Source organism: Aquimarina pacifica, assembly GCF_000520955.1.
Lineage (GTDB): Bacteria > Bacteroidota > Bacteroidia > Flavobacteriales > Flavobacteriaceae > Aquimarina > Aquimarina pacifica.
The window spans coordinates 246,335-267,961 of the sequence record NZ_JACC01000003.1 but is presented as its reverse complement, the minus strand read 5'-3'; the positions used below and the strand labels follow the sequence as shown (position 1 = coordinate 267,961).

General features: G+C 34.0%; 22 protein-coding genes. 4 read left to right on the top strand and 18 right to left on the bottom strand.

Translation table 11 applies throughout. The features are described 5' to 3' along the window. Window positions 1-1,186 precede the first annotated feature (1,186 nt). Complete coding sequence (locus DZ60_RS0103455; RefSeq protein ID WP_025740511.1) at window positions 1,187-1,957, top strand: M90 family metallopeptidase; 771 nt, start codon at window positions 1,187-1,189, stop codon at window positions 1,955-1,957. A gap of 8 nt (window positions 1,958-1,965) precedes the next feature. Here the strand turns inward: DZ60_RS0103455 and DZ60_RS0103450 are convergent, their stop codons facing one another. The 3 genes from DZ60_RS0103450 to DZ60_RS25055 all read right to left on the bottom strand — a co-directional run bounded on the left by DZ60_RS0103450 (window position 1,966) and on the right by DZ60_RS25055 (window position 4,300). Beyond that, complete coding sequence (locus tag DZ60_RS0103450; RefSeq protein ID WP_081740373.1) at window positions 1,966-2,544, bottom strand: DUF4251 domain-containing protein; 579 nt, start codon at window positions 2,542-2,544, stop codon at window positions 1,966-1,968. A 191-nt stretch (window positions 2,545-2,735) separates the two neighbouring features. Further along, complete coding sequence (locus DZ60_RS22395) at window positions 2,736-3,704, bottom strand: YHYH protein (protein WP_206538650.1); 969 nt, start codon at window positions 3,702-3,704, stop codon at window positions 2,736-2,738. A 422-nt stretch (window positions 3,705-4,126) separates the two neighbouring features. After that, window positions 4,127-4,300: a hypothetical protein gene (locus tag DZ60_RS25055; protein ID WP_161634364.1), complete on the bottom strand. Its 174-nt coding sequence runs from the start codon at window positions 4,298-4,300 to the stop codon at window positions 4,127-4,129. 252 nt (window positions 4,301-4,552) lie between these two features. On the opposite strand from DZ60_RS25055, the gene DZ60_RS23985 reads away from it, so the two are divergent. Further along, window positions 4,553-5,134: a YceI family protein gene (locus DZ60_RS23985; protein ID WP_025740505.1), complete on the top strand. Its 582-nt coding sequence runs from the start codon at window positions 4,553-4,555 to the stop codon at window positions 5,132-5,134. 45 nt (window positions 5,135-5,179) lie between these two features. Here DZ60_RS23985 and DZ60_RS23980 read toward each other — a convergent pair whose 3' ends face one another. From DZ60_RS23980 to DZ60_RS0103360, 15 genes are all read right to left on the bottom strand, one after another. Further along, window positions 5,180-5,869, bottom strand: a complete 690-nt coding sequence (locus tag DZ60_RS23980; protein WP_161634363.1) for an energy transducer TonB — start codon at window positions 5,867-5,869, stop codon at window positions 5,180-5,182. Between the two features lie 82 nt (window positions 5,870-5,951). Next, window positions 5,952-6,509, bottom strand: a complete 558-nt coding sequence (locus DZ60_RS0103425) for a 4'-phosphopantetheinyl transferase family protein (protein WP_025740503.1) — start codon at window positions 6,507-6,509, stop codon at window positions 5,952-5,954. 9 nt (window positions 6,510-6,518) lie between these two features. Beyond that, window positions 6,519-6,773, bottom strand: a complete 255-nt coding sequence (locus tag DZ60_RS0103420) for an acyl carrier protein (RefSeq protein WP_025740501.1) — start codon at window positions 6,771-6,773, stop codon at window positions 6,519-6,521. 30 nt (window positions 6,774-6,803) lie between these two features. After that, entirely contained in the window at window positions 6,804-8,075 is a 1,272-nt protein-coding gene (locus tag DZ60_RS0103415) for a beta-ketoacyl-[acyl-carrier-protein] synthase family protein (protein ID WP_025740500.1), read from the bottom strand. Beyond that, complete coding sequence (locus DZ60_RS0103410) at window positions 8,068-8,970, bottom strand: alpha/beta hydrolase (RefSeq protein WP_025740499.1); 903 nt, start codon at window positions 8,968-8,970, stop codon at window positions 8,068-8,070. The genes DZ60_RS0103415 and DZ60_RS0103410 overlap by 8 nt, the downstream gene beginning before the upstream one ends. 7 nt (window positions 8,971-8,977) lie before the next feature. After that, entirely contained in the window at window positions 8,978-9,415 is a 438-nt protein-coding gene (locus DZ60_RS0103405) for a 3-hydroxyacyl-ACP dehydratase FabZ family protein (RefSeq protein ID WP_025740497.1), read from the bottom strand. Window positions 9,416-9,427: 12 nt separating this feature from the next. Then, on the bottom strand, window positions 9,428-9,916 hold the full coding sequence (locus DZ60_RS0103400; protein WP_025740495.1) for a hypothetical protein: 489 nt from the start codon (window positions 9,914-9,916) through the stop codon (window positions 9,428-9,430). 46 nt (window positions 9,917-9,962) lie between these two features. Then, on the bottom strand, window positions 9,963-10,754 hold the full coding sequence (locus tag DZ60_RS0103395; RefSeq protein ID WP_025740494.1) for an enoyl-ACP reductase FabI: 792 nt from the start codon (window positions 10,752-10,754) through the stop codon (window positions 9,963-9,965). Window positions 10,755-10,785: 31 nt separating this feature from the next. After that, complete coding sequence (locus DZ60_RS0103390) at window positions 10,786-11,838, bottom strand: type III polyketide synthase (protein WP_025740493.1); 1,053 nt, start codon at window positions 11,836-11,838, stop codon at window positions 10,786-10,788. A 36-nt stretch (window positions 11,839-11,874) separates the two neighbouring features. After that, window positions 11,875-12,600, bottom strand: a complete 726-nt coding sequence (locus DZ60_RS0103385) for a methyltransferase domain-containing protein (protein WP_025740492.1) — start codon at window positions 12,598-12,600, stop codon at window positions 11,875-11,877. Then, entirely contained in the window at window positions 12,594-13,724 is a 1,131-nt protein-coding gene (locus tag DZ60_RS0103380) for an NAD(P)/FAD-dependent oxidoreductase (RefSeq protein WP_025740491.1), read from the bottom strand. The genes DZ60_RS0103385 and DZ60_RS0103380 overlap by 7 nt, the downstream gene beginning before the upstream one ends. Before the next feature lie 105 nt (window positions 13,725-13,829). After that, complete coding sequence (locus DZ60_RS0103375) at window positions 13,830-14,522, bottom strand: OmpA family protein (RefSeq protein WP_025740490.1); 693 nt, start codon at window positions 14,520-14,522, stop codon at window positions 13,830-13,832. 16 nt (window positions 14,523-14,538) lie between these two features. After that, on the bottom strand, window positions 14,539-15,018 hold the full coding sequence (locus DZ60_RS0103370) for a lipocalin family protein (RefSeq protein WP_025740488.1): 480 nt from the start codon (window positions 15,016-15,018) through the stop codon (window positions 14,539-14,541). Between the two features lie 200 nt (window positions 15,019-15,218). Then, on the bottom strand, window positions 15,219-16,532 hold the full coding sequence (locus DZ60_RS0103365) for an MFS transporter (protein ID WP_025740487.1): 1,314 nt from the start codon (window positions 16,530-16,532) through the stop codon (window positions 15,219-15,221). 138 nt (window positions 16,533-16,670) lie between these two features. Beyond that, the gene (locus tag DZ60_RS0103360; RefSeq protein ID WP_025740486.1) at window positions 16,671-17,492 is read right to left on the bottom strand and encodes a M48 family metallopeptidase; all 822 of its coding nucleotides are present in this window, start codon (window positions 17,490-17,492) and stop codon (window positions 16,671-16,673) included. Between the two features lie 415 nt (window positions 17,493-17,907). Here DZ60_RS0103360 and DZ60_RS0103355 point away from each other — a divergent pair, with 415 nt between their 5' ends. Together DZ60_RS0103355 and DZ60_RS0103350 are read left to right on the top strand one after the other, a co-directional pair. After that, window positions 17,908-20,817 (top strand): caspase family protein, encoded by a 2,910-nt coding sequence (locus tag DZ60_RS0103355; protein ID WP_025740485.1) that lies wholly within the window; start codon window positions 17,908-17,910, stop codon window positions 20,815-20,817. Beyond that, a complete protein-coding gene (locus tag DZ60_RS0103350) occupies window positions 20,798-21,625 on the top strand; it encodes a gasdermin (RefSeq protein WP_025740482.1) in 828 nt (275 codons plus the stop codon). The genes DZ60_RS0103355 and DZ60_RS0103350 overlap by 20 nt, the downstream gene beginning before the upstream one ends. The last annotated feature ends 2 nt before the right edge of the window (window positions 21,626-21,627 follow it).

Below are 21,627 nucleotides of genomic sequence, written 5' to 3'. Positions count from 1 at the left end.
ACACGAGATACAATGATTGCTCCAGTGGAGGAATTAGTATAGCTGTGAGATGAAGCGGCTGGATAATGATAGTACTATTGATTAAACAAAACGTTATAAATCGCCAACACGCCAGCTCGCTCACAAAATCAAAAGTCTACTAGACTTTCAATTTTATGCCGTCTAAAATATAGCGACTGCGCTCCAACGCCACAAGCTCGCTACTTACTAAAAATGTCCTCAGGGACATTTTCTTAACGCTCGTCCCTGTTTCCAAAGTTTTATGCAGCCTTGATTTTTTTGTTTAGCTCACAAGTTTGTTATTGTTTAAGTGTTCGTGAATCTCTATTGAGATCTGGCCACCGCCGAATCTCAATCTTCGATTTCTTTTTGTATCAAGAAAAAAGATAATGCAAACCCTTAAAATGTTTAATCTGTGTTCTGCAGATAGCATGTGCATAGACGAGTTTACAAAATTGATCCTGTGAATCAATTTTGTAAAGCTGCGAGATGATGCGGCTGGATAATATTTGCAGAGATATAAATCATAAACGCTAAAAATGCTTATGGGAACCTTCACGAGAACTGTGATAGCAATCTTGAGCTCATCTAAAACAATAGTAACCTCGCGAAAAATCGCGTAAAAACTTTTTGCACGTATATTTTATCAAATACGTGATTTATAAGCGACCTAAAAGTGTTTGCTTTTTTTGGTGTGGCCAAGCGTTGGCAAATTGAGTTTAAAAATAAATGCCATAAAGCATTTAATTTTTTAAAAACAATAAAGCGGTTGGGCGCGGCAATTTTACATAACGGCAAATTATAGCTACAAATGTGAACGTAAGGTTTAATCATAAACGCTATAAAATAATTTTAATGACCCCAGTAGCTAATATTGCTATGAAATAGAATTATCCTGGGATATTTTACATAGTATTACATTATAGCTACGAATGAGCTTAACGTTTCGCAAATTGGCTTTTACATAATTGCTGACGATATAGAACACCTGGCGGTGTCGCTATATCTGCATTTATGTAAAATACTACGTATTCGCCAATTTGCTTCAATAAATACATTTGTACGATAATTTATATTATGTAAAATAGAATATTTAGAAACCTCTCTCTCCCTTGAATATCCTAATATCAAAAACTTCTATTATCCCTGTTGTCAACTATACACAAATGTATTATTTTGCCTGCCTATGATTTATATACTGATTTTTTTAGGTTTGTTAGCTTTTTTGGGATATGTTATAAAAACTACTCAGCCAAAACCTGTTGCCGATTTTCCGAAACATTGGCACGCTATACTTGACAATCATGTGTTGTATTACAAAAAACTATCACCAGACGAGCAATTACGCTTTCAAAAGAAAATGATGCATTTCCTTAATGAGGTTATTATCGAAGGTGTTCACCTTACTATTGTAGAAACAGATACCATTCTTATTGCGGCAAGTGCTGTTATTCCTATTTTTGGTTTTGATCAATGGCAGTACACAAATCTATCTACCGTATTACTCTATCCTGATTATTTTGATGAGGATCTTCAATTTACTGGGGTTCCGTCAGAAAATCGTAGAATTGCAGGGATGGTTGGTTCTGGTAGATTTGATAAACAAATGATTTTGTCTAAAAAAGCCTTATACCATGGTTTCGAAAATAAAACAGATAAAAATAACACCGCAATTCATGAATTTGTACACTTAATGGATAAAAGCGATGGCGTCATTGATGGTATTCCTAAGAACCTACTACAGCATACGTATGCCATCCCCTGGTTAGAATTAATGCATACAAAAATGATTGAAATTGATACCGATTCCTCTGATATTCGCGCTTATGGTGGGACAAATAAAGCCGAGTTTTTTGCCGTAGCGTCAGAATATTTTTTTGAACGTCCGGATTTATTAAAAAGAAAACACCCTGAACTATATGCGTTATTGGCCAAATGTTTTCAGCAAGAGATCTAAGTCTTGTGCTAGACTTTTTGAGATTCAGATTCTATTTTCGGCTCTTTTTCAATAATTCCTTTGTAGCGTATAGAGGTTCTATGGCTAGAGTTAATAATCATACTAGAATTGCCGTTTGCAAATATTTCTATAATTGCCCGATAAGTTTCGCCATTATCTTTAAAGGTAAATTTTAGGATTCGAGAACCTTTTTTACCAACACCATCTGTATTATATTCGGTCGGGATGCCATCAAATTGAATTCCTATATCTCGATTGTTGTATCCAGTACCTCCCATTTGTTGTTCTCCAAAATATGGTAAATCAACAGATAAACTATCTCCCAATACTTTGAAATGATTAACGTTTCCTATCAAACTAAATTGATTAACACTGCTGCCTATGGGAACTAAGCCCGAATTGGCTATGGATTGTAATCCTATAGTTCCCAAAGGATAAGCCATATCGGACGCAATAACAAAATTTTTGTCTAAAAGTAATTGCGTAACTTCTGTTGACATGGTAGGTATTACACGCTCCTTAGTACTGCTGCATCCCATACTTATGGTAACGACCAGTACGACTGTATATATATAAGATAATCGCATAGTTGCAATATAAGTTTTTAAACAGAAATTATGCTACAAATTAACATCAAATTAATAGTATAAAAGTAAGATTGCTAGGTGTTTATAAAAAAAGCGCCGTGCTAATACGGTGCTCTAATTTTGCGGATTAAATCTGTTTTATGTAGTAGAAATCATTTTTTAGACATCTTACTATCTACATAGCTATGTTTTTATCTTCGTTTTCCTTGTGCTGGTTTTGGTGCTTTTTCTAATTCTTCTTTAGAAATAAACCCATCTGTATTTTTATCAATTATAGAAAAGTCATTTTTTATAGGCCCTTTTACTTCATTGACAGAAAGTAGATTATCACCATCATCATCCATAAAACTAAAAATTTCGGCGATTGATGGTCTTGGGGGTCTATTTTTTCTTTCCTTTCTCTTTATGGTTGGGGTTCCGCGATAATCTCCTCCAAAAATGATATAATTTCCGTTGATATATTCTTCATTTATAATATGGTAATGATATTCTGGTGTTTTGGTATATTGTGTAGTACTAATATGTCCTCCTGATGCATCTAAATCTGTAGGATGCTCTCCTGTAGCATGGCACTTTCTTCCGTAAATAAAAAAACCATCTGCCAAAATACCAATCAATGCCTCATCATCTTTTGACCAAGCTACGGGTTCTAAGTGGTAATGATATTCTGTGGGGCCTTTATGTCCGCCTGTCCAATCAATACTACTCAGGGCTCCGTCTAATGCTCCGTTTCCTTCTTGATCATTAAAAATATTAGCACCAGATACCGAGATGCCAATGGGGCCCATATTTGTGGCAGTAGGTTCTTCGGCCAACTGCGGATGTGATGATACGGTAAGGGTAAATGAATTGTCCTCATCTGTAATTAAGGTACCACCACGATTCATATCGACATAAGGCTCTTCTTTATAAAGCTTATGCCCCTTGCCCCACCACACAGTTTCATGATTCGGCTCACCATTGGTTTCTATTACAACATTGGTGCCTTCTAGATAAATATCAGTATTGTTCGTGTCAAAGGCACTAAATGCCGGATGTAATGCCGAACTTACTTCTGCGATATCATTCTTAAACCCCGTATCAGAAATGTCCCAAAGAAAAAATACCGTAATTGCCATAAACCCACTTATAAATAGGATAATTAATAAATATTTCATCATTTTTTTGCTACTGTATTTGGTTATATATGCATATGCATGAATCTCATTTTCATTTGTACTCGATATAGGGATTAGCATATGTACTGATGCATAGGTTTTTATAGCTCTTTTTGTATGCCATTATACATTATAGTAACATTATAGTACATCGTATTACAAAGAAGTACGCTATTCTAAAATGACTCTGACCACTTCCCTATTTATGTACGAATTTCGGTAAAAGATGAGTGCTCACTTGTTAATTTAAGTATACAGGGGTTTATTTTAAGTGAGTTTCCTATTCTTTACAAATTTTGTAAAAAAAATGAGTCTAAAAAATGAAGAAAAGTAGTAACCTATGTGACCAAATAAAATAGCAGCAGAAACTGAAACCCCTAAGAATAAGGGGAACAAAGTAGTGAAGCGTGTAACATTCTAATCATTTAGATACTTTTGGGAGTATTGTCTGATTGTTTTTTAGAAACTGATAATTCCCCATTTCCAAGTATTGCAAATCGATCTCTTTTTGAGCCGTAGCCAAAATTTGAAGATCTGCGATACTTATTCTGGAAATCGGCAAATTGTCTTTTCTTTGGTGTCTTATTTTTTGCCTCCATAACGTCTACAGTTTATATAAGAGTTTAATAACAAGCTTATTACTTCTAATTTAATAATTATTTTTTATTTTACTGAAAAGGTTTCTTTCAATTTAGGTTTATTTTATGAAATGTAATCCGAAGACTTACAAATCCTAAGTTTATTGTCATGATATGCTGTATTTGACGTTTTTTAACGTTAAAGAGTCGATAGCTCTAGGAATGATTGTTGATTATTACTAATTTTATCATTCATTAAACCCCATATAATCAATGAAATTTTTAATTCATAGTTTGATTTTAGTTGTTGTAACCTACGCATACCCACAAAATCTAGGTTTTGAGATCGCAACACCTCCTTCGCCTGATTATTCATTAATAAATGATTATGCAAGTAGTCTTCGATTCGATAAAGACAATGCTACTATCTCATTTGATTTTATAGATGAAGAAACTCCGGGTACAATCAGCGGATTAGATTTTAAAATAGATTTTAATCCTGCCGATCCAGAAAATGCTTCTTTTAGTGGTTCGGCATTAGTAGAAACCTTAGACACCGATAATTTTATTCGAGATGGTCATCTCATGTGGGCAAAGTTCTTCCACAAGAAAAAATATCCTAAAATTACATTTGCCAGTAAACAAGTAGTTTCTTTTGGTACTAATATTTATAAAGTAATCGGAAACCTAACGATTAAAGGAACCACCAAAGAAGTAATTATTACGTTTACCCTTAGCGATAAAAGCTTAACAGGTAAAACATCGATACATACAAGTGACTTTGGAGTCAATATTCATGACGAAAGAGAACGAAATAAACTAGATGTACAGTTTAATTTCCCTATTATCAAGTAAGACGTTACATAGACTAACAGTGTTTACTAATAGATGTTTTGAAGTTTAATATACAATTGGTACAGCATATCGACAATATACTGGTTTTCCCTGATGCATACCCGGTATAAAATTGGGGAGACTACTAATTACTCGTATAGCTTCTTTATCACAACCAAAAGTTTTTTTGCCACCACCTCTTAGAATATTCACGGCATCCACACTTCCATCTTTGTTTACAACAAATCCAAGATATATTTTTCCATGAGCATTTTGCTTTTTTGCTTCTTTAGGATACTTAAATTCTTTTTTAATGAATTTATAAATTTCTTTTTCTCCACCAGGAAACTGAGGTTTTTGATCAATATCATTTATATAACTATATTGTGGACTAGACATATCAATTTTTAAAGAGTCCCATTCTGTAGCAACTCTCATCTTTCCATATATGCTAGTTACATTCTCTAGGATCTCATTAGATGCATTCATATATTGGATACTATCTTCTTTATTCATTTTTGCCAGCTCAGTATAACTTTGGCTTTTCATTTTTTGAAGTGCAAAACTATTTTGATACACGCCTTCGGATATAGAGTCACAGTACCGAATTACATTTTCATACTTGCCATTTATAAAGTCTCTTTTAGCTTCTTCAAATAGTTTTTCTTTACGATCCTTTTTGGTATTCTGATTATCCTGCGCATTGGATATGTTACACAATGTTATAAGACTTAAGACGAGTAACCAATGTTTCATATTCATAGTTTAAAAATAATGATGTTAATTAGGGTTTATTGTTAAAAGAGGCCCAACTAAACTCAAGAAATTTAGTCATAGCTCAAAAGGAAAATAATGCACCAAAAAATGTGCCATGATGCGTAATTGAAACAGAAATAGTTACTTCTTTTTGATCAATATACACCAAAGGAATTCTATGGGCATTTTTGTCAAAAGCAATGCGTTGAGGATCAATATTTAATCGGTTTCCTATTTCTTGCTTTACATAGACTTGTAGGTCAACATGGTTTTCGAATATTTTGGAAACTGTTTTTTGGGGTGATGCAAAAGCCGTTGTTGTATATACGTACTGTTTTGTAATTTGTGTATTGGTACTGTATACATATGATTTGATTTGTACCGTTTCATTTTTTTCTTTTGCAGTACTACATTCAAAACTTTTTGGATTAAATTTGGGAGAAAGATTAAATCTTCTTTGGTGCGCTTTATAAACCGCCTCTTTCATACTCCAAAATTTCCAGACGGTAATTTCAGGAACCTCTGAAGATACAATCTCTTGTATTTCTGATGCTGTAAAGACTTTTTGTAGCCATCCTTTTCGTTGCCAATTACTTTGATGCTTGGCTAGCTGTAGGTCAACAATATCATTACCAATCATGATATGGTATTATTTTGAAGCCAATTTTTCTTCAATTACTTTTATTGATGCAGCCACAGTAAGCATTTCTTCCATAGATTCATTATCAATCTCAATATCAAAGGCATCTTCTACATCTAACACTACATCTACCAGATTAGCAGAGTTTATTTCTAGATCTTTTATAAAATCAGTTTCGTTTGTTAAATTCTCAAGGGCTTCTTTGTTTTGTACGTAAGGAGTTATTATCGTTTTTAATTTTGAGAGTAATTCGTTTTGAGTCATAGGTGTATTAGTTATAGTAATTTTGAGGTATTAATATTTTTTAAAGATAATACAAGTGTTTACATCTCCAAATCCGAAACTAGCTTTTGCCATAATTTTTGCAGAAAAATTAATAGTTTTTGTGGGTACTCGCTCCGAATTAATCAGAGAGGCTATTTTTGGGTGTAGATCATCACAGTTACTATTTCCGAAAACAAAGTCATTTTTTAATTGTATTACGCTCGCTACACTTTCGATACTGCCCGAAGCTGCAAGACAATGACCGATCATCCCTTTTAGGGAATTTATATACGGAAAATCCTCATGTTTTCTTCCCAATGCGGTACTCCAATTATATATTTCTACAGGATCCATAGCAGTTGCAGTAAGATGACCATTTATAGCATCAATATCATCTGCATGAATTCCTGCGCTTTCTATTGCCTTTTGTATACATCGTTGTACAGCTTCACTGTTAGGAGCTGTCATACTACCCCCATTACGCTGTCCGCCACTATTAACATGCCCTCCTAATATTTCTGCGTATATCGTAGCACCTCTTTTTTGTGCACTATCCAAGCTTTCGATCACCAAAGCTCCTGCTCCACTCCCTGGTACAAAACCACTTGCAGAAGCGCTCATGGGTCTCGAGGCTGCAGTCGGAGAATGATTGTATTTATAAGGCAGGATACGCATGGCATCAAAACCTCCCCAAACATAAGGGCCACTATCACTTGTACTACCCGCCAGAATAATTTCGGCTTGATTATTCGTAATATGATTGTATGCCATCAAAATTGCTTCTGTACCAGTACTACAGGCAGAAGAATTCGTAGTTACAATATTGCCACACCCCAACATACCTCCTAAAAAAGCGCTAATACCACTTGCCATAGTTTGTGTGACTGTAGTACTGCCCAATCGTCGTACTTTTCCGTCATCAACTTTATAAATTGCTTCTCTAAATTTATCGACCCCTAGAATTCCTGTACCAAAAATTACACCTACATCCCAGAGTGGTGTGTTCGAAGTATTGCGGGATAATCCTGCATGTTGCCAAGCATCTACTCCTGCTATAACACCGTACTCCATACCAGAAGCGTTTAATCCTCGCAACTCTATATCTGTAAAGTAATTATTTAGATATTCTTTGTTATATATTGGATAACCAGCAACTTGGCAAGAAAAATTAAGCTTGTTTAGGGATTCTATAAACCGAATACCACTAGTACCATTCTTTATCGCAGTAGTAAAATTTGAAACGTTCATTCCATTTGGAGAAACGACACCTAATCCAGTGATTACAACTCTTCTTTTACTCATAATTGGTTACTGATTTTATAATAGAAATAATCTTTTGCATCCCTTTTTTGGCTTCAGACATTATCGGAAGAATTGGCCATACATGTGGCATATCTTCTCCTATTATCACCTCTAAGTCATTGTGTACATGTTTTAATTTTTCTGCAAATAATTCCTGATCAGGAGTTAGTATATCGTTTGTGGCCATAAAAAGGTGTATTGGCGGCATGTTTTCTACATTGCCATATAAAGGGGATATTAGTGGGTCTGTCAATGACATTTGACCTGCACACATCTTATTGGTAGACAGTACTCCCCTATGACTTAGAATAGGATCAATCAAGTCGACTTCTTTTATTTTAGGATTTGAAACACTCGCATCAACAATGGGTGTTATTACTATTAAACGATTCGGCAAAAGTTTCTTTTCTTGAGATAATCTCTGAGCTAATGTTACTATGAGGTTTCCTCCTGCAGAATCCCCCATTAAAATAGTATTAGCGGGTGTATACGTTTTAATAGCTTCATTATACACAGCATATACACTTTTTGTTATGGCTTCAATTGTGTTTTCTGGAGCTTTTGGATAATCAATCATCCAAACATTAATTCTGGCATGTTTGACTATTTTCGATACCGCAACCCAATTTTCTCTCGTTGGACCATATACAAAGGCTCCACCATGACAGTACAATAGGACATGTGTTGATGTACTTCTATTTTTTGGAGTTATTTTTGTTACTAAACTTCCTCCTATTTCTTTTGTAATAAATGAATTACCTTTTAGTAACCAAGAGGATGGCTTATGTATATCTTGTTTTCTTTTTTTTATATAGTCTGTGGGATCTTGTTGCCAAGATCTTTTTTCTCCTTTTAATTTAAGTACTAACTTTACTAATAAATAGCCTACACTCATTTATTACTTATTTTTTAAAAGCCATTCCAGAAATATTGCCTTTTGCTATGACGGTTTGATCTTTTGTATACATTGTAACCTGACATTTTAGTTTATTAAATCTAAAATAAATTTTAGTAGCTACGACAATTACTTTTTCTTTCGGGAAAACGGGCTTGTAAAAGTTCATTTCATTACTCGTCATAGCGATACTCCAGTTTTTTTGATCCCATGCATCCTTTAGAAGGTAGATTCCGAAACAAGCCAATCCTATCTGTGCCATACATTCGGTTAGAATGACGCCAGGTGTTATTGGGTTATCCACAAAATGTCCTTTATAAAAAAATTCATCTTCTGTAAAAGTATACTCTCCCGTAATATGCTCTTCATCGACATCTACCACCTTGTCTACGAATAAAAAAGGTGTACTGTACGGTAATTTCTCAATAATTTGGTCTTTATACACTTGTCTATTTTTTTAAAAAGCACAGCCACTGGGCAAGGGCGCTATTTCTGCTAATTGATTTGCAAAACCAGTTTCTAAGGTTACTTTGACAAAACCATCACGTATATTTCCCTTATAAGCAATCGCACCATACCCACTTGTATTCATATGTGCTCTGATATATATTGTTTGCTGTTCTGTAATTGATACAGGACCTCCCGATCTTATAAATGGCTGTTCGCTAACATGGCTATGAGCCAAAATTCTTCTATACAGTAATTCTTCGCCTGTTTCTGAGATAATCTCCCACCAATCAGCGTATTGTTGGCATCCGGTATCTGGACTTTTAATACCTATAGCAAAGGTATAGTTGTTTTTATTTCCCGAAACCGAAACACTGGTGATTTCTGCACTCGTGGCAATGTTGTTGTCAGAATTTATATTTTCTGAAATGCTGTCCTCCTCTTTACATGATAAAATGTAGAGAAAAAGAGGTGTTAAAAAAACAAGTATATATTTCATTTTACTTTTTAAAAAAATAAAGGTATCTAAGATTAAAATCTTGTGTTTAATTCAAATGTTCTCCACCATTAACGGGTATTATGCAGCCATTAATCCATGAGGCTTCATCTTTACAAAGTAAATATACAGCATTGGCAACATCTTCTGGTGTTGTGATTCTGTTAAAAGGGTTCCTAGATTCGCTATGGGATATAATTTGTTCGTATCCAGGGATCATTCGTAAGGATTGCGTGTCGACAGCACCGGGTTGCAAACAATTTGCACGAATACCAAAAGGTGCAAATTCTAGAGCAATACTCCTAGTAATAGCTTCTAATGCTACTTTTGCAGCAGAAACGGCACCATAATTTTTCCAAGCTTTTGTATTTCCTTCACTAGTAAAAGAAATAACTCGACTGTCTTTTGCAAATAATTTAGCTTCAAAAATGGCAATTACCCAATCATAAAGACTAATAGCCATGGCATCTATAGTTAGATGAAAATCATCATTTTTGAGGGTATGCGCTGCATTGGTCATAGGTTTTAGATTTCCTTTGGCAACACTATGGATGATAGTTTTTATATACCCATTACCGATTTTACTTTTGATTGCATCCACTGTTTCTATTCGTTTCTCTGGTTTTTGTACATCTACATTAAACGACACTAGCTGCACTCCTTCTTTTTTAATTTCTTCAAAATCAGCTTGTATTTGTTTCATTTCGCTTTTTCTATTGCGATGTACAATAAAAATATGCATCCCATGCTGGGCAAGTTTTTGAGCAGTAGCCAAACCAAGACCGCTACTTCCGCCAAGTATTAGTGCCCATTCATTTTTATGTAAAAACTCTTTAGTCATATGTCAATAATCGTCTTCTTTCTGTTGTTATTTACCATTCTAGTAGTATTCTTTGGGCAGAAAAACCGGGACCAAAACTAAGCATAAGTCCTGTTTCTCCCGGAGATGGATTTCTATCCATGAATCGTTCTAAAACATACAATACGGTTGCACTGCTCATATTACCATACTCCATAAGTACTGCTTTGGTATCTTCTATATTTTTACCAAGATCTCCAAAAAGTTCTTCAACGGTTTGAACTATTTTTTTTCCTCCTGGATGAAAAATAAGGTGATCTATATTTGCTATTGTTTTATTGTGTTTCTCTAGAAATGGGTGAATTACTTTAGGAAAATGTGATGCAATAGTTTCGGGTACTTTAGGGTCTAAAATCATCTGTAACCCGTTGTTAGTAAGTTTAAATCCCATCATTTCGGTTGCATTATAAAAATGATACATCTCATCTGCTATAATTTTTGGACCTGTAGCCTTTGTTTCTGATGACAATAATGTACATGCAGCTCCGTCTCCAAAAATAGCGGCACTCACCATGTTTGTCATGCTATAATCTGTAAGTTGAAATGTAGCCGTAGGTGCTTCTATCGCAATAACAGCTGCTCTTTTTTCTGGGTTTGCTTTTAGAAAATTACGGGCATAAATAATTCCTGAAACTCCTGCTGCACACCCCATTTCTGTTACAGGTAAACGTATAACATCCTGTCTTAGATTAAGCTCATTAATCAAAAAAGCATCGATTGAAGGGATCATTATCCCAGTACAACTTACAGTAATAATATAATCAAGAGATTGAGGGTCCCAATTTGCTTTTTCTAGTGCTTTTTTTAGAACTGATACCCCAAGTTTCTTAACTTCTCTTATATAAATATCATTTTTATCCTCAAAAGATGTGGCCGAGAAAACTTCTTCTATGCTCATAATACCATAACGTCTACTTACGGCGGCATTTTCAAAAATTTTAAGAACCTTACGTCTAAAACGCTCTTCTTCATTAGAGAGCCATTGCGCTACAAAGGGTAATATTTCCTTTGTATCTCTTGTATAAGGTGGTAGTTGTTTGGCGACGGTAGTGATTTTTACATCCAATTTTTTAATACTTTTTTTGTTTCAATATTTAGGCACTTAAACTGTTTTACCTTGAGTGTTTATAACCCATCGATATCTAAATGCCCATTTCCAATTAATTTTATACTCTTGTACACCAATATTTTTGGCATATTTTATTAACTCTTGTTTCTTAAACCCCCTTTTTATGGATATCAATCCATCGTTTTTTGCAATTGCTCCTTTAATAAAAAAGAAACTAAATATTTTGAACAAATAGTATGCAAGCTTACTTCGATGCAGATCATTAATAATAACTCCTAAAGTGGCAAGATCTGTACATTTCTTCATTACTTTTTCTATTCCTGTATCTGTAAGATGATGTAATGTCAAGGTACAAATAATAATATCACAAGAAAATGTAGCAGCATTCATTTCTAAAATATCTTGTTGTTGGTAAGATATTTCGGGATATCCTTTACTTAATTTTTTTGCATACTGTAAGCTCTTGTTATTAAGATCAACTCCTATTAGTTCTATATTTTTTTTGTTTTTTCTACATGTTTCTGCAATGGCTCTAATCATTTCTCCATCACCACAACCGAGATCTAGGAGTACAATTTTTTTTGATTCTGGGATTCTATGAATCATATTGACCACTGTACGAATTGTAATCCTGTTCCCTCCTAACAAACGATTTACTCTAGAAATATCAGACAATGCTGTTTTGAGCGCTTCTTCTTCAATAGCCGGATCATCCATCAACTCGGCTTCATTACTTCTATAATCAAGATTTATTAGCATACTAATGGATTTCCGTGAGTTTGTTTTATAATTCTTGGTACTACTGCGGGTACTACATTAGCGACTGTATAGGATACTTCTTGTAATGTTGGATTAAGAAGAATACGTTGTAATACTCTACCTGCATACAATCTTTTTGAGAAGGTTTCACTCCATTGTTTACAATATTGCTTTTCTATTTCTTCTCTCGAAAATAATGCTGGGTTTTTATAATCTTTAATCAACAATTCACACAGAATTTGTGCACTTTGTATTGCCATAGCCATCCCATTACCACATAATGGATGAATAAGTCCTGCTGCATCTCCTGTCATAAATATATGATTTTCGACACTATTTTTTTTATCAAAATTAATCTGACTTATCGTAAGGGGTTTATCAAATTCGGGTTGAGCTTCTTTAAAAAACGCTTCTAAATAAGGATTTCTATACATTACTTCTTTCTGAAAATCAGCGATACTCTTATATTTCTTAAAGCTTTGATAAGAAACCATATAACATGCATTAACCTTTTGGTTTTCTACCATAGACAAGCCACAATATCCTCCTTTAAAATTGTGTAGCGCTACCCTATTTTCGTTAAAATTTGTGGTATAATGAGCTTTTACGGCTAGCCAAGGGTGTTTTTTTGATATTTTCTTTGGGTTCAGGGCCTTCTCTATAATAGAACGTTTCCCATATGCACCAATTACATAGGTACCTCTAATGGTAAGATTATCTGATGTTTTGACAAGGAAATACTCATTTTTATACTGTATATCAATTACTTGTGTATTGATTACTTCGACTCCTACTGCAAGTGCTTTTTCCCAAAGAAAATGATCTAGTGTATACCTACTAATACCAAATCCTCCTAAGGGCAGTTCACTTTGTATATGATGCCCTTTTTGTGTGGTTATTAAAAGTTCTGAAATAGATACGGCACCTTTTTTTGAAGGATTAATATCCAGAGTTTTTAGGTATGGTAGTACCTCATTAGATATATATTCACCGCATACCTTATGCTTTGGATACGTATCTTTTTCTAGTAAGGTTACTTTAATCCCTGCACGTCCTAAATGAATGGCACTGGTCAAGCCTGCTAATCCGCCACCTATAATAAGTATATGTGAATGTGTCTTCAAGTCTCGTGAAGATACATAAAAAGATTCATAAAAAAATCCCAACGTAAGACGTTGGGATCATCATTATTTGATTTTTTTATCAATCAATAATTTTATGGAATACTATTATTGCTTTACTTGATTTTGTGCATCTTGCTTCATCTTTTCATTTGCTACGATACCAAGTTCAACTCTCCTGTTTTTTGCTCTTCCTTCTGGCGTTGCATTATCGTATTTTGGTAAAGTCTCTCCGTGTGCATATACAGTTAATCGATCTCTTGTAATTCCCTGAGAAACTAGATAATCTGCTACTGAATTAGCTCTTTTCTGAGATAAGGTCATGTTATATGTGTCATCTCCTGTACTATCTGTATGCCCTTCTACAATAATATTTGTATCAGGATATTCCTTAAAGATACTTGCTAGTTTAGCAAGACTGGCTTGAGATTTTGAGTTGATATTAGATTTGTTTGTATCGAAATACACACCACTATTTTCATCAAAAACTACGTCAATCCCCTCACCTACTCTTGTTACTTCTGCTCCTGGAATTTCTGATTCAATTTTCTGTGCTTGTTTATCCATTTGTTTACCGATAACACCACCGGCAACACCTCCTACAACACCACCAATTACGGCACCTAGTGCAGAGTTCTTTTTCTTAACATTATTACCAATAATCCCACCAAGTACTGCACCAGCGGTTGTACCGATTACAGCTCCTTTTTGAGTGTTATTAGCATTATTGATAGCATCACAACTTACTAGCATTGTGGTAGCCATAACGGCAACTGCTATTTTCTTAAGATTAATTTTCATTGTATAAAGATTTGATTTATTGTAGTTTATTAAAATTCATCGTGATAACAAAAGGAGATCCTTCTAAACTCACGGTCATTGCCCAAGTCATTGTAGTGTCATCCAAGTGCTGTAGTGCCATTCTATAACCAGCATTGTTATTCGTGCTTTTTTTCTTTTCGTCAATAGGTTTAAACATAAAGTAATAGACACCATCAGATTCTGGTTTTGGAATCGTAAATCTAAAATTTCGTGCTCCTGTAGAAACACAGCTACTTTGATTTACTTGATACATTCCTGTGTTATTATTCGGAATAAATTTCCAAGTACTGCCTGTAAAACATTCTGCAGACGCATCGTTATATAAGTTTACTTCAAAAATACCTGAGCGGTCATAAGTGATGTTATCAAGAGACCATTCACCTTTTAATGTTTTTTTTGCTGCTATTACTGTTTGTTGCGTTGCATTGCATGAAGCCAATAGCACAACCAAAAGTGCTAGAATAAGTTTTTTCATTTCGTGTGTTTTTATATGATAAATGTACCTATAATCATTAACGTTTCCAATAGTATTATATTTCAAAATGATACTTGTAGATTTCTGGGTAAATAAGTGTTTGAAAATAGGTGAACTACACAAAAAATAGATGAAACTAATTTATTTAGGCCATTTATAAGGTGGTGTGTATTTACTGATATAACTTCTACTTATCTTGGTTATTCTTGGTTATTCTTGGGGACTCTTAGTAATAAGACAATTCCTAAAGCGAAAAATAGCACCAAGAATAATGTCGCATTACGCATACTTCCGGTAACCAAATCTACAGTGGCGTATATTGCCATACCGATAACAATTCCAACTTTTTCGGATACATCATAAAAACTAAAAAACGAGGTTGTATCTTCGGTATCCGGTAAGAGTTTTGAGTAGGTAGATCGGGATAGGGCTTGTATCCCACCCATAACCATACCAACGACACCAGCTGTGCAATAAAAATGAATGGGTTCTGTAATAAAAAATGCATAAATACAGATCAACACCCAAATAAAGTTTATCCCTATTAATGTAGGTATATTGCCATATTTGTTCGATAACCTAGAGGTAATTATAGCACCACCAACTGCAACCAGTTGAATGATTAATATACTTACAATCAAACCCATTGTCTTTTTATCATCACCGCCCCAATTCACTTCTTGTTCTCCAAAATAGGTAGCAACTAGCATAACCGTTTGTACAGCCATACTATAAACGAAAAATGCGATTAGGTATCTTTTTAACCGAATCGTATTACCCAAACCTTTTGCTACAGATTTTAGCTCATTGAATCCTTTAAAAAATACGTCTTTGGTAACTTTTTTACCTGTTCTACCAGTCGGAAGGTAGTAATACGAAAACTGACTAAAAAATATCCACCATATACCCACTAGTATAAAAGAGTATTTCATTCCTTTCATAGCGCCACCTCCATCATCACCAAAACCAAAAAGATTTGGATACATGACCATAACCAGATTAAGAATTAACAGGATAACACTTCCTATATACCCCAAAGAATACCCTTTGGCACTAATTTTATCTTGTTGTTCTGGGTATGCAATATCTGGCAAATACGAATTATAAAAAACAATACTCCCCCAGAAGCCTACCAAAGCAATTATATAGCAGAAAAGGCTAAAGTAAATAGCTTCTTTACTAAACCAAAATAGTCCGATACACGCCAAGGCTCCTATATAATTAAAAAATTTCATGAAAATTTTCTTATTACCAATATAATCTGCAATACCAGAGAGTATCGGAGAAGTGATGGCAACAATAATAAACCCTATTGCAGTAGCATAACTTATAAGAGGAGTACTACGGATATCTGCTCCAAATACAGTGATAGTCTCATCTTTTTCAAAAAGAGCCCCATAAAATATAGGAAACACTGCTGAAACAATGGTGAGGCTATAAACCGAATTAGCCCAATCATAAAACGCCCAGGCATTTAGTAGCTTTTTGTCTCCTTTAGGTAATGTTGCGCGCATCGAATATTAAAATTAAATAAACCCCAATATGTAGCCATACATGAGATTTTAGATTAAACCAAATAAAAAAGCTGTTCTGATTTTTTCAGAACAGCTTCTAAAGTAAGTATAATCTTTTTAAGAAAATAAACTTTACGATTATTTAAAGGAGGTAACTCCGAATTTTCTTGCTTCTGCTTTTGCAGCTGGTGCCCATGCTGTAAGATGATTAATACGTGTATCGTTTGATGGGTGTGTACTCATAAATTCTGGCTGCGACTGCCCTCCACTATTTGCTTTCATACGTCTCCAAAGCTCTGCAGCTTCGTCTGGGTTATATCCTGCTATAGCCATTAACTGTAATCCTATTTTATCTGCTTCGGTCTCATGACTTCTACTAAATGGTAACATCACTCCAAATTGACTCCCTAAACCAAAAGCAGTACCTACTATTTGTTGTGTTTGTGCACTTTTTCCGCTTACGGCAATGGTAGTCGCAGTACCAGCTACTTGCTGTATTTGACTTGCACTCATACGTTGTTGCCCATGATTCGCTAATGCATGTGCTACTTCATGGCCCATAATAGCAGCAATACCAGCGTCATTTTTTGCTATTGGTAAAATACCTGTATAAAATACAATTTTTCCTCCTGGCATACACCAAGCATTTACAGTAGGATCATCAACCAAATTGTACTCCCATTTATAATCTTTAAGATAGTCTGCATGCCCATTAGCGGTTAACCAACGCTCTGATGCTTTGGCTATTTTTTGTCCAATGACTTGTATCTTCTGTGCATCCGAAGTTCCTTTTACCACTTTATTTTCTCCCAAAAATTGATTGTATTGCTGGAAAGCCATCGGTAGTATTTGAGAGTTCGGTACAATGGCCAATGTTTTTTTACCTGTAAAAGGATTGGTAGCACAAGACATAAATAATATAACTGTGCCCAAAGCAACTATAGATTTTCTAATATTCATAATAGTATAAAGATGTTTTTTCTTAGTATAAAAATAATCAAAAATCTTTGGATATATACTTCATTTCTTCTTTTTATACCTGCTTTATTTCGATGAAAATATAGTTTTATCGATATCTGACATTTTGTATCCTAATTGTAGGCTTCAAAAAGGGGCTTTTACCCCCAGGTTTTAGGGGTGTTTTTATTCAGAGTACTTCATAATAAGTAGTAATTTTAATTAAACTCTAGAGGTGTAGAGGTTTAGTATTGTTTTGGATACCAGCACATTATTAATTATATTTATAGTATCCCCAAATGGTTCGAAACTTTCGAAATTTTATGTACTGATTCTGTGCAGATGTATTGCTCTAGAAAATGAATATAGTTACACCATAATTATTGTTACATAACTTCATAAATAAAAGCATCTAATTATGAATCTTTATGCATTACTTATAGGGATAAATGAATATGAATCTAGACCACTACAACAATGTGTAAAGGATGTTTCTGCATTTGATACATATTTATTGACACTTCATAATTATTATGGTGCTATACATATCCAAAAACTATTGGATCAAAAGGCTACAAAAACTACCATTACGCACACTATAAATACATTTTTGACTCAAGCTACTGATGATGATGTGGTATTACTATATTATAGTGGTCATGGTGCTTTAGAGAATTCCTCTGGTAGATTTAGTGATGCACATTCGGGAACTATAGAGTGTATCGTATGTCATCATCAGGGGCCGGACACTAATTATTTGTTGGCAGATAAAGAGATACGCTATTTATTTTCGAAATTTGAGAGTTCACCGCACATAGTCACGGTTTTTGATTGCTGTCATTCTGGAGATATGGTGAGATCATTTGATAAAATTAATACTACCGAAGATGAGCGACAAAGAAAGTTGAGTGAAATTTTTGATGCAAGAAGATATACTGATTTTATATTTTCTAATGATATTAAGGAGTCTCAACTCAAATCACAAAAAGTAGTCTCATTACTGCCTTATAAAAACACTATTCATATTGCTGCTTGTTTGGCATCAGAATCCTCATGGGAAGATGCTAATGGTGGAGTTTTTACGCGATATTTATTGCAAATTTTACATGCTAATAGTAATCACCTGTCTTATCTAGATATTACAAAATGGGCAAAAATAAGTCTAAGAGATGTTACACATAAACGACAAACTCCCACTATAAGTGTACAAGGAAATGGTATGTTAAATCAGTATAGTACTTGGCTTAATTTATATCCCGAAAAGAAAAACAGAAATAGTGGATATATTTATTTTAATTCTAAAAATGGTTGGTATTATAACAGAGGGAAATTATTTGGTATACAAGAAGGAACCGAGATTGATATCCTAATTGATGTACCTAATAACAAAAGGATTACGACCAAGGTACTCGAGGTACAACTCGAAAATTCACGTATACAAGATCCTATTGAGCTAGGGGTTCTATTAGATTTTGACAAAAAATATACAGTCACTACAAATACTGTTTATCAAACGCTTAAGATTTATATTAATGATTTGGATACGGATATTTATGGCTACAATTACATAAAAAAAATACTAACTGGTCAAGACAATGTAGTACTTTGTAATAAGAATGAAGCTTCTTTTTTTGTTACTCTTTTTAATCAAACTGTTTATATCAGTTTGCCTGATGATATGTATCGTCCCTTGACTGCGCAGATCGATATTTTAAATACAAAAGAAGATTATGTCGGTAAGCAGTTACTACTTCAAATGAACTCCTTAATCAAGTGGAATTTTTATAATACACTCGAAAATCCCGAAACTAGCTTTTCTAATTGCCCTATTAAAGTAGAAATAAAAATAGACAGTTCTCTAGAATGGCTGGATATCACAGAAACGTCCTGTAAAATTACTACACTACAGAAGCAGTTAACCAATACGAATGAATATTTTCAGAAATACCAAATACGAGTTTCTAATGTTTCTAATAGTGCCCTTTTTGTTACGGCACTCGTTCTCAGTTCTGATTTTTCTATTTCATCTGATTCATTAGATAATCTAAGTAAGTTGCTAAAAAACAATGAGTCAGTAGTTTTTTACGAACATAGAAACACTCCATTTGTTGGTTGGTCTTTGGATACCTATAAAGAAATATATAATTGGAAAAATGATTGGTTACATTATAAATTTATAGTAACGACCAAAGAGGATATTACAACTTCTATACCAGATATGAATCAGGGATCTTTACAAGGCCCTATAACGCACCTAGGCAATCAAATGGGGCATGGTGCTATTACAGATTTTTTGCCTAGCAAAGCTCAATGGGGTATCTATTCATCTACTCTTTTACTCACAAATCCGGCATATAATACGATAGGAAAAAAAATGCAAAATCATTGGGAGTATTACAGTACTAATGAGATTGTGGCTCCTTTTATAAATAAATTATATGCCAACCAACAAACAAAAGGTTTTACTCTAGAAACAATTACAAACACTCTTAATGTAAGTGAAGACCCTACTACTTATGCAAAGAATTTGACGAATCTAAAAATAATATTTGGGAATCATCTTGATGATAAACGAAGATACCGAAGGTTTAAAAAATCTAAAAAATTGTTTCCAGAATTGCCTGTAATTGTAGCAGAAGGAGATTCATGGTTTCTATTTCCTTTTTTGGTAAAAGATACACTGGATTATGTAATGGAGAAATATCCTTTACGAAGTATTGCTGCGGCGGGAGATGAATTACAAAACTATAGGGCCAGTGGACAACTTATTGAAACGATAAAAAAAGAAAAACCCAAATATGTACTCATAAGCGGTGGTGGCAATGATATTATAGGTCCTGCAATTGTTGACATACTAAAAAAGGATATGCCTTCTGGTTTAGAACCTATGGCATATCTCAATAGTACTTTTTCAAAAAAAATGGAAGACATAAAAGCTACGTATAACTACTTTTTTAATAGAATATCATCGTTTGATTCTGTACATCAGGTATTTGTGCACGGATACGATTATGTGCGTGTAGATCATACGAAACGTGTTATAAAAAATGGGTGGGTAAATAAATACCTTATTCAAAAAGGGGTAGAAAAAATTGAAGATAGAGCCAGAATAATCAAATATTTAATAGACCAATTCAATGCACTACTAGAAGCATTAACGAGTCAACATAAAAATGCAACATACCTTGATTTGAGATCTTTAGTAACAAAAGAGGAATGGTATGATGAGATTCATCCTGATGATAATGGGTTTGCAAAGGTTGGCGCCAAATTTTTGGAAGCAATTAATCAATTAGAATATATAGGTCATGAGAATATGCAAAAATGATATTACCGATCAAATTAGGGACTTATTTGATGCCAACCCCCTAAGGGTTCCCGAAGCAAGAATACAGCCTTTATGTATGCTAGAGATCCATAACAAAAAGCCAAAGTATTTGGGGGATTTTAAATTTCTAGTAAAAGATGGTCTAAAGCATTCGATAACAATAAATACATCTCCGGTATCACAAATTTCAAATACAAAAACCAAGAAAATTGATTTCAAAATTGGATTCGATATTCTAGGTAATTTTATAAAAGCACTCGGTTTAGACCCAGCGGTAATAGGAGCTTCTGTAAAAGGAACAAAAAAAATGTCCTTTTCCTTCGGAAACGTTATTCGTAAATATATAGATCCTTTAGAATTGGGACAGATTTTACTATCTGATGATATTGTTGGGGATCCGGATAATATTTTTATTCAGGAAATAATTTCAAATAAAGAAGTAAAACTTGCATTAATCACCGATGTTCTAACGAGTACAGACTTCTCACTTTCTACATACAACGAGAATAATGGTAATGCAGAAATTAACGTGCCGCTTATAGAAAAATATTTGGCGAATATAGAAACACATCTTAGTATAGAAAGAATTTCAGAAAATGAGGTCAAATTCAAAGGTAGCACTCCCCTAACCTATGCTTTTACATGTGTCGAAATTAATATTGATCCAGAAACAGGAAAATTCTCAAGAGGACAATGGTTAGATAATATTCGTTCTGCAAGGTCTATTAACGGTTCATCTACCGTAATTGACATACCTAAATATATACTTGATGAAAACTATGCAAACCCCTTACTAATAGAGTTTTAATA

Coding starts and splice junctions, on each gene's coding strand:
- DZ60_RS0103410 (WP_025740499.1), bottom strand. CDS start 8,970: ATGAGTGTAGGCTATTTATTAGTAAAGTTAGTACTTAAATTAAAAGGA.
- DZ60_RS0103400 (WP_025740495.1), bottom strand. CDS start 9,916: ATGAAATATATACTTGTTTTTTTAACACCTCTTTTTCTCTACATTTTA.
- DZ60_RS0103395 (WP_025740494.1), bottom strand. CDS start 10,754: ATGACTAAAGAGTTTTTACATAAAAATGAATGGGCACTAATACTTGGC.
- DZ60_RS0103450 (WP_081740373.1), bottom strand. CDS start 2,544: ATGCGATTATCTTATATATATACAGTCGTACTGGTCGTTACCATAAGT.
- DZ60_RS0103455 (WP_025740511.1), top strand. CDS start 1,187: ATGATTTATATACTGATTTTTTTAGGTTTGTTAGCTTTTTTGGGATAT.
- DZ60_RS0103415 (WP_025740500.1), bottom strand. CDS start 8,075: ATGAGTAAAAGAAGAGTTGTAATCACTGGATTAGGTGTCGTTTCTCCA.
- DZ60_RS0103385 (WP_025740492.1), bottom strand. CDS start 12,600: ATGCTAATAAATCTTGATTATAGAAGTAATGAAGCCGAGTTGATGGAT.
- DZ60_RS25055 (WP_161634364.1), bottom strand. CDS start 4,300: ATGGAGGCAAAAAATAAGACACCAAAGAAAAGACAATTTGCCGATTTC.
- DZ60_RS0103370 (WP_025740488.1), bottom strand. CDS start 15,018: ATGAAAAAACTTATTCTAGCACTTTTGGTTGTGCTATTGGCTTCATGC.
- DZ60_RS0103360 (WP_025740486.1), bottom strand. CDS start 17,492: ATGAATATTAGAAAATCTATAGTTGCTTTGGGCACAGTTATATTATTT.
- DZ60_RS0103350 (WP_025740482.1), top strand. CDS start 20,798: ATGAGAATATGCAAAAATGATATTACCGATCAAATTAGGGACTTATTT.
- DZ60_RS22395 (WP_206538650.1), bottom strand. CDS start 3,704: ATGATGAAATATTTATTAATTATCCTATTTATAAGTGGGTTTATGGCA.
- DZ60_RS23985 (WP_025740505.1), top strand. CDS start 4,553: ATGAAATTTTTAATTCATAGTTTGATTTTAGTTGTTGTAACCTACGCA.
- DZ60_RS0103420 (WP_025740501.1), bottom strand. CDS start 6,773: ATGACTCAAAACGAATTACTCTCAAAATTAAAAACGATAATAACTCCT.
- DZ60_RS0103375 (WP_025740490.1), bottom strand. CDS start 14,522: ATGAAAATTAATCTTAAGAAAATAGCAGTTGCCGTTATGGCTACCACA.
- DZ60_RS0103355 (WP_025740485.1), top strand. CDS start 17,908: ATGAATCTTTATGCATTACTTATAGGGATAAATGAATATGAATCTAGA.
- DZ60_RS0103365 (WP_025740487.1), bottom strand. CDS start 16,532: ATGCGCGCAACATTACCTAAAGGAGACAAAAAGCTACTAAATGCCTGG.
- DZ60_RS23980 (WP_161634363.1), bottom strand. CDS start 5,869: ATGAAACATTGGTTACTCGTCTTAAGTCTTATAACATTGTGTAACATA.
- DZ60_RS0103425 (WP_025740503.1), bottom strand. CDS start 6,509: ATGATTGGTAATGATATTGTTGACCTACAGCTAGCCAAGCATCAAAGT.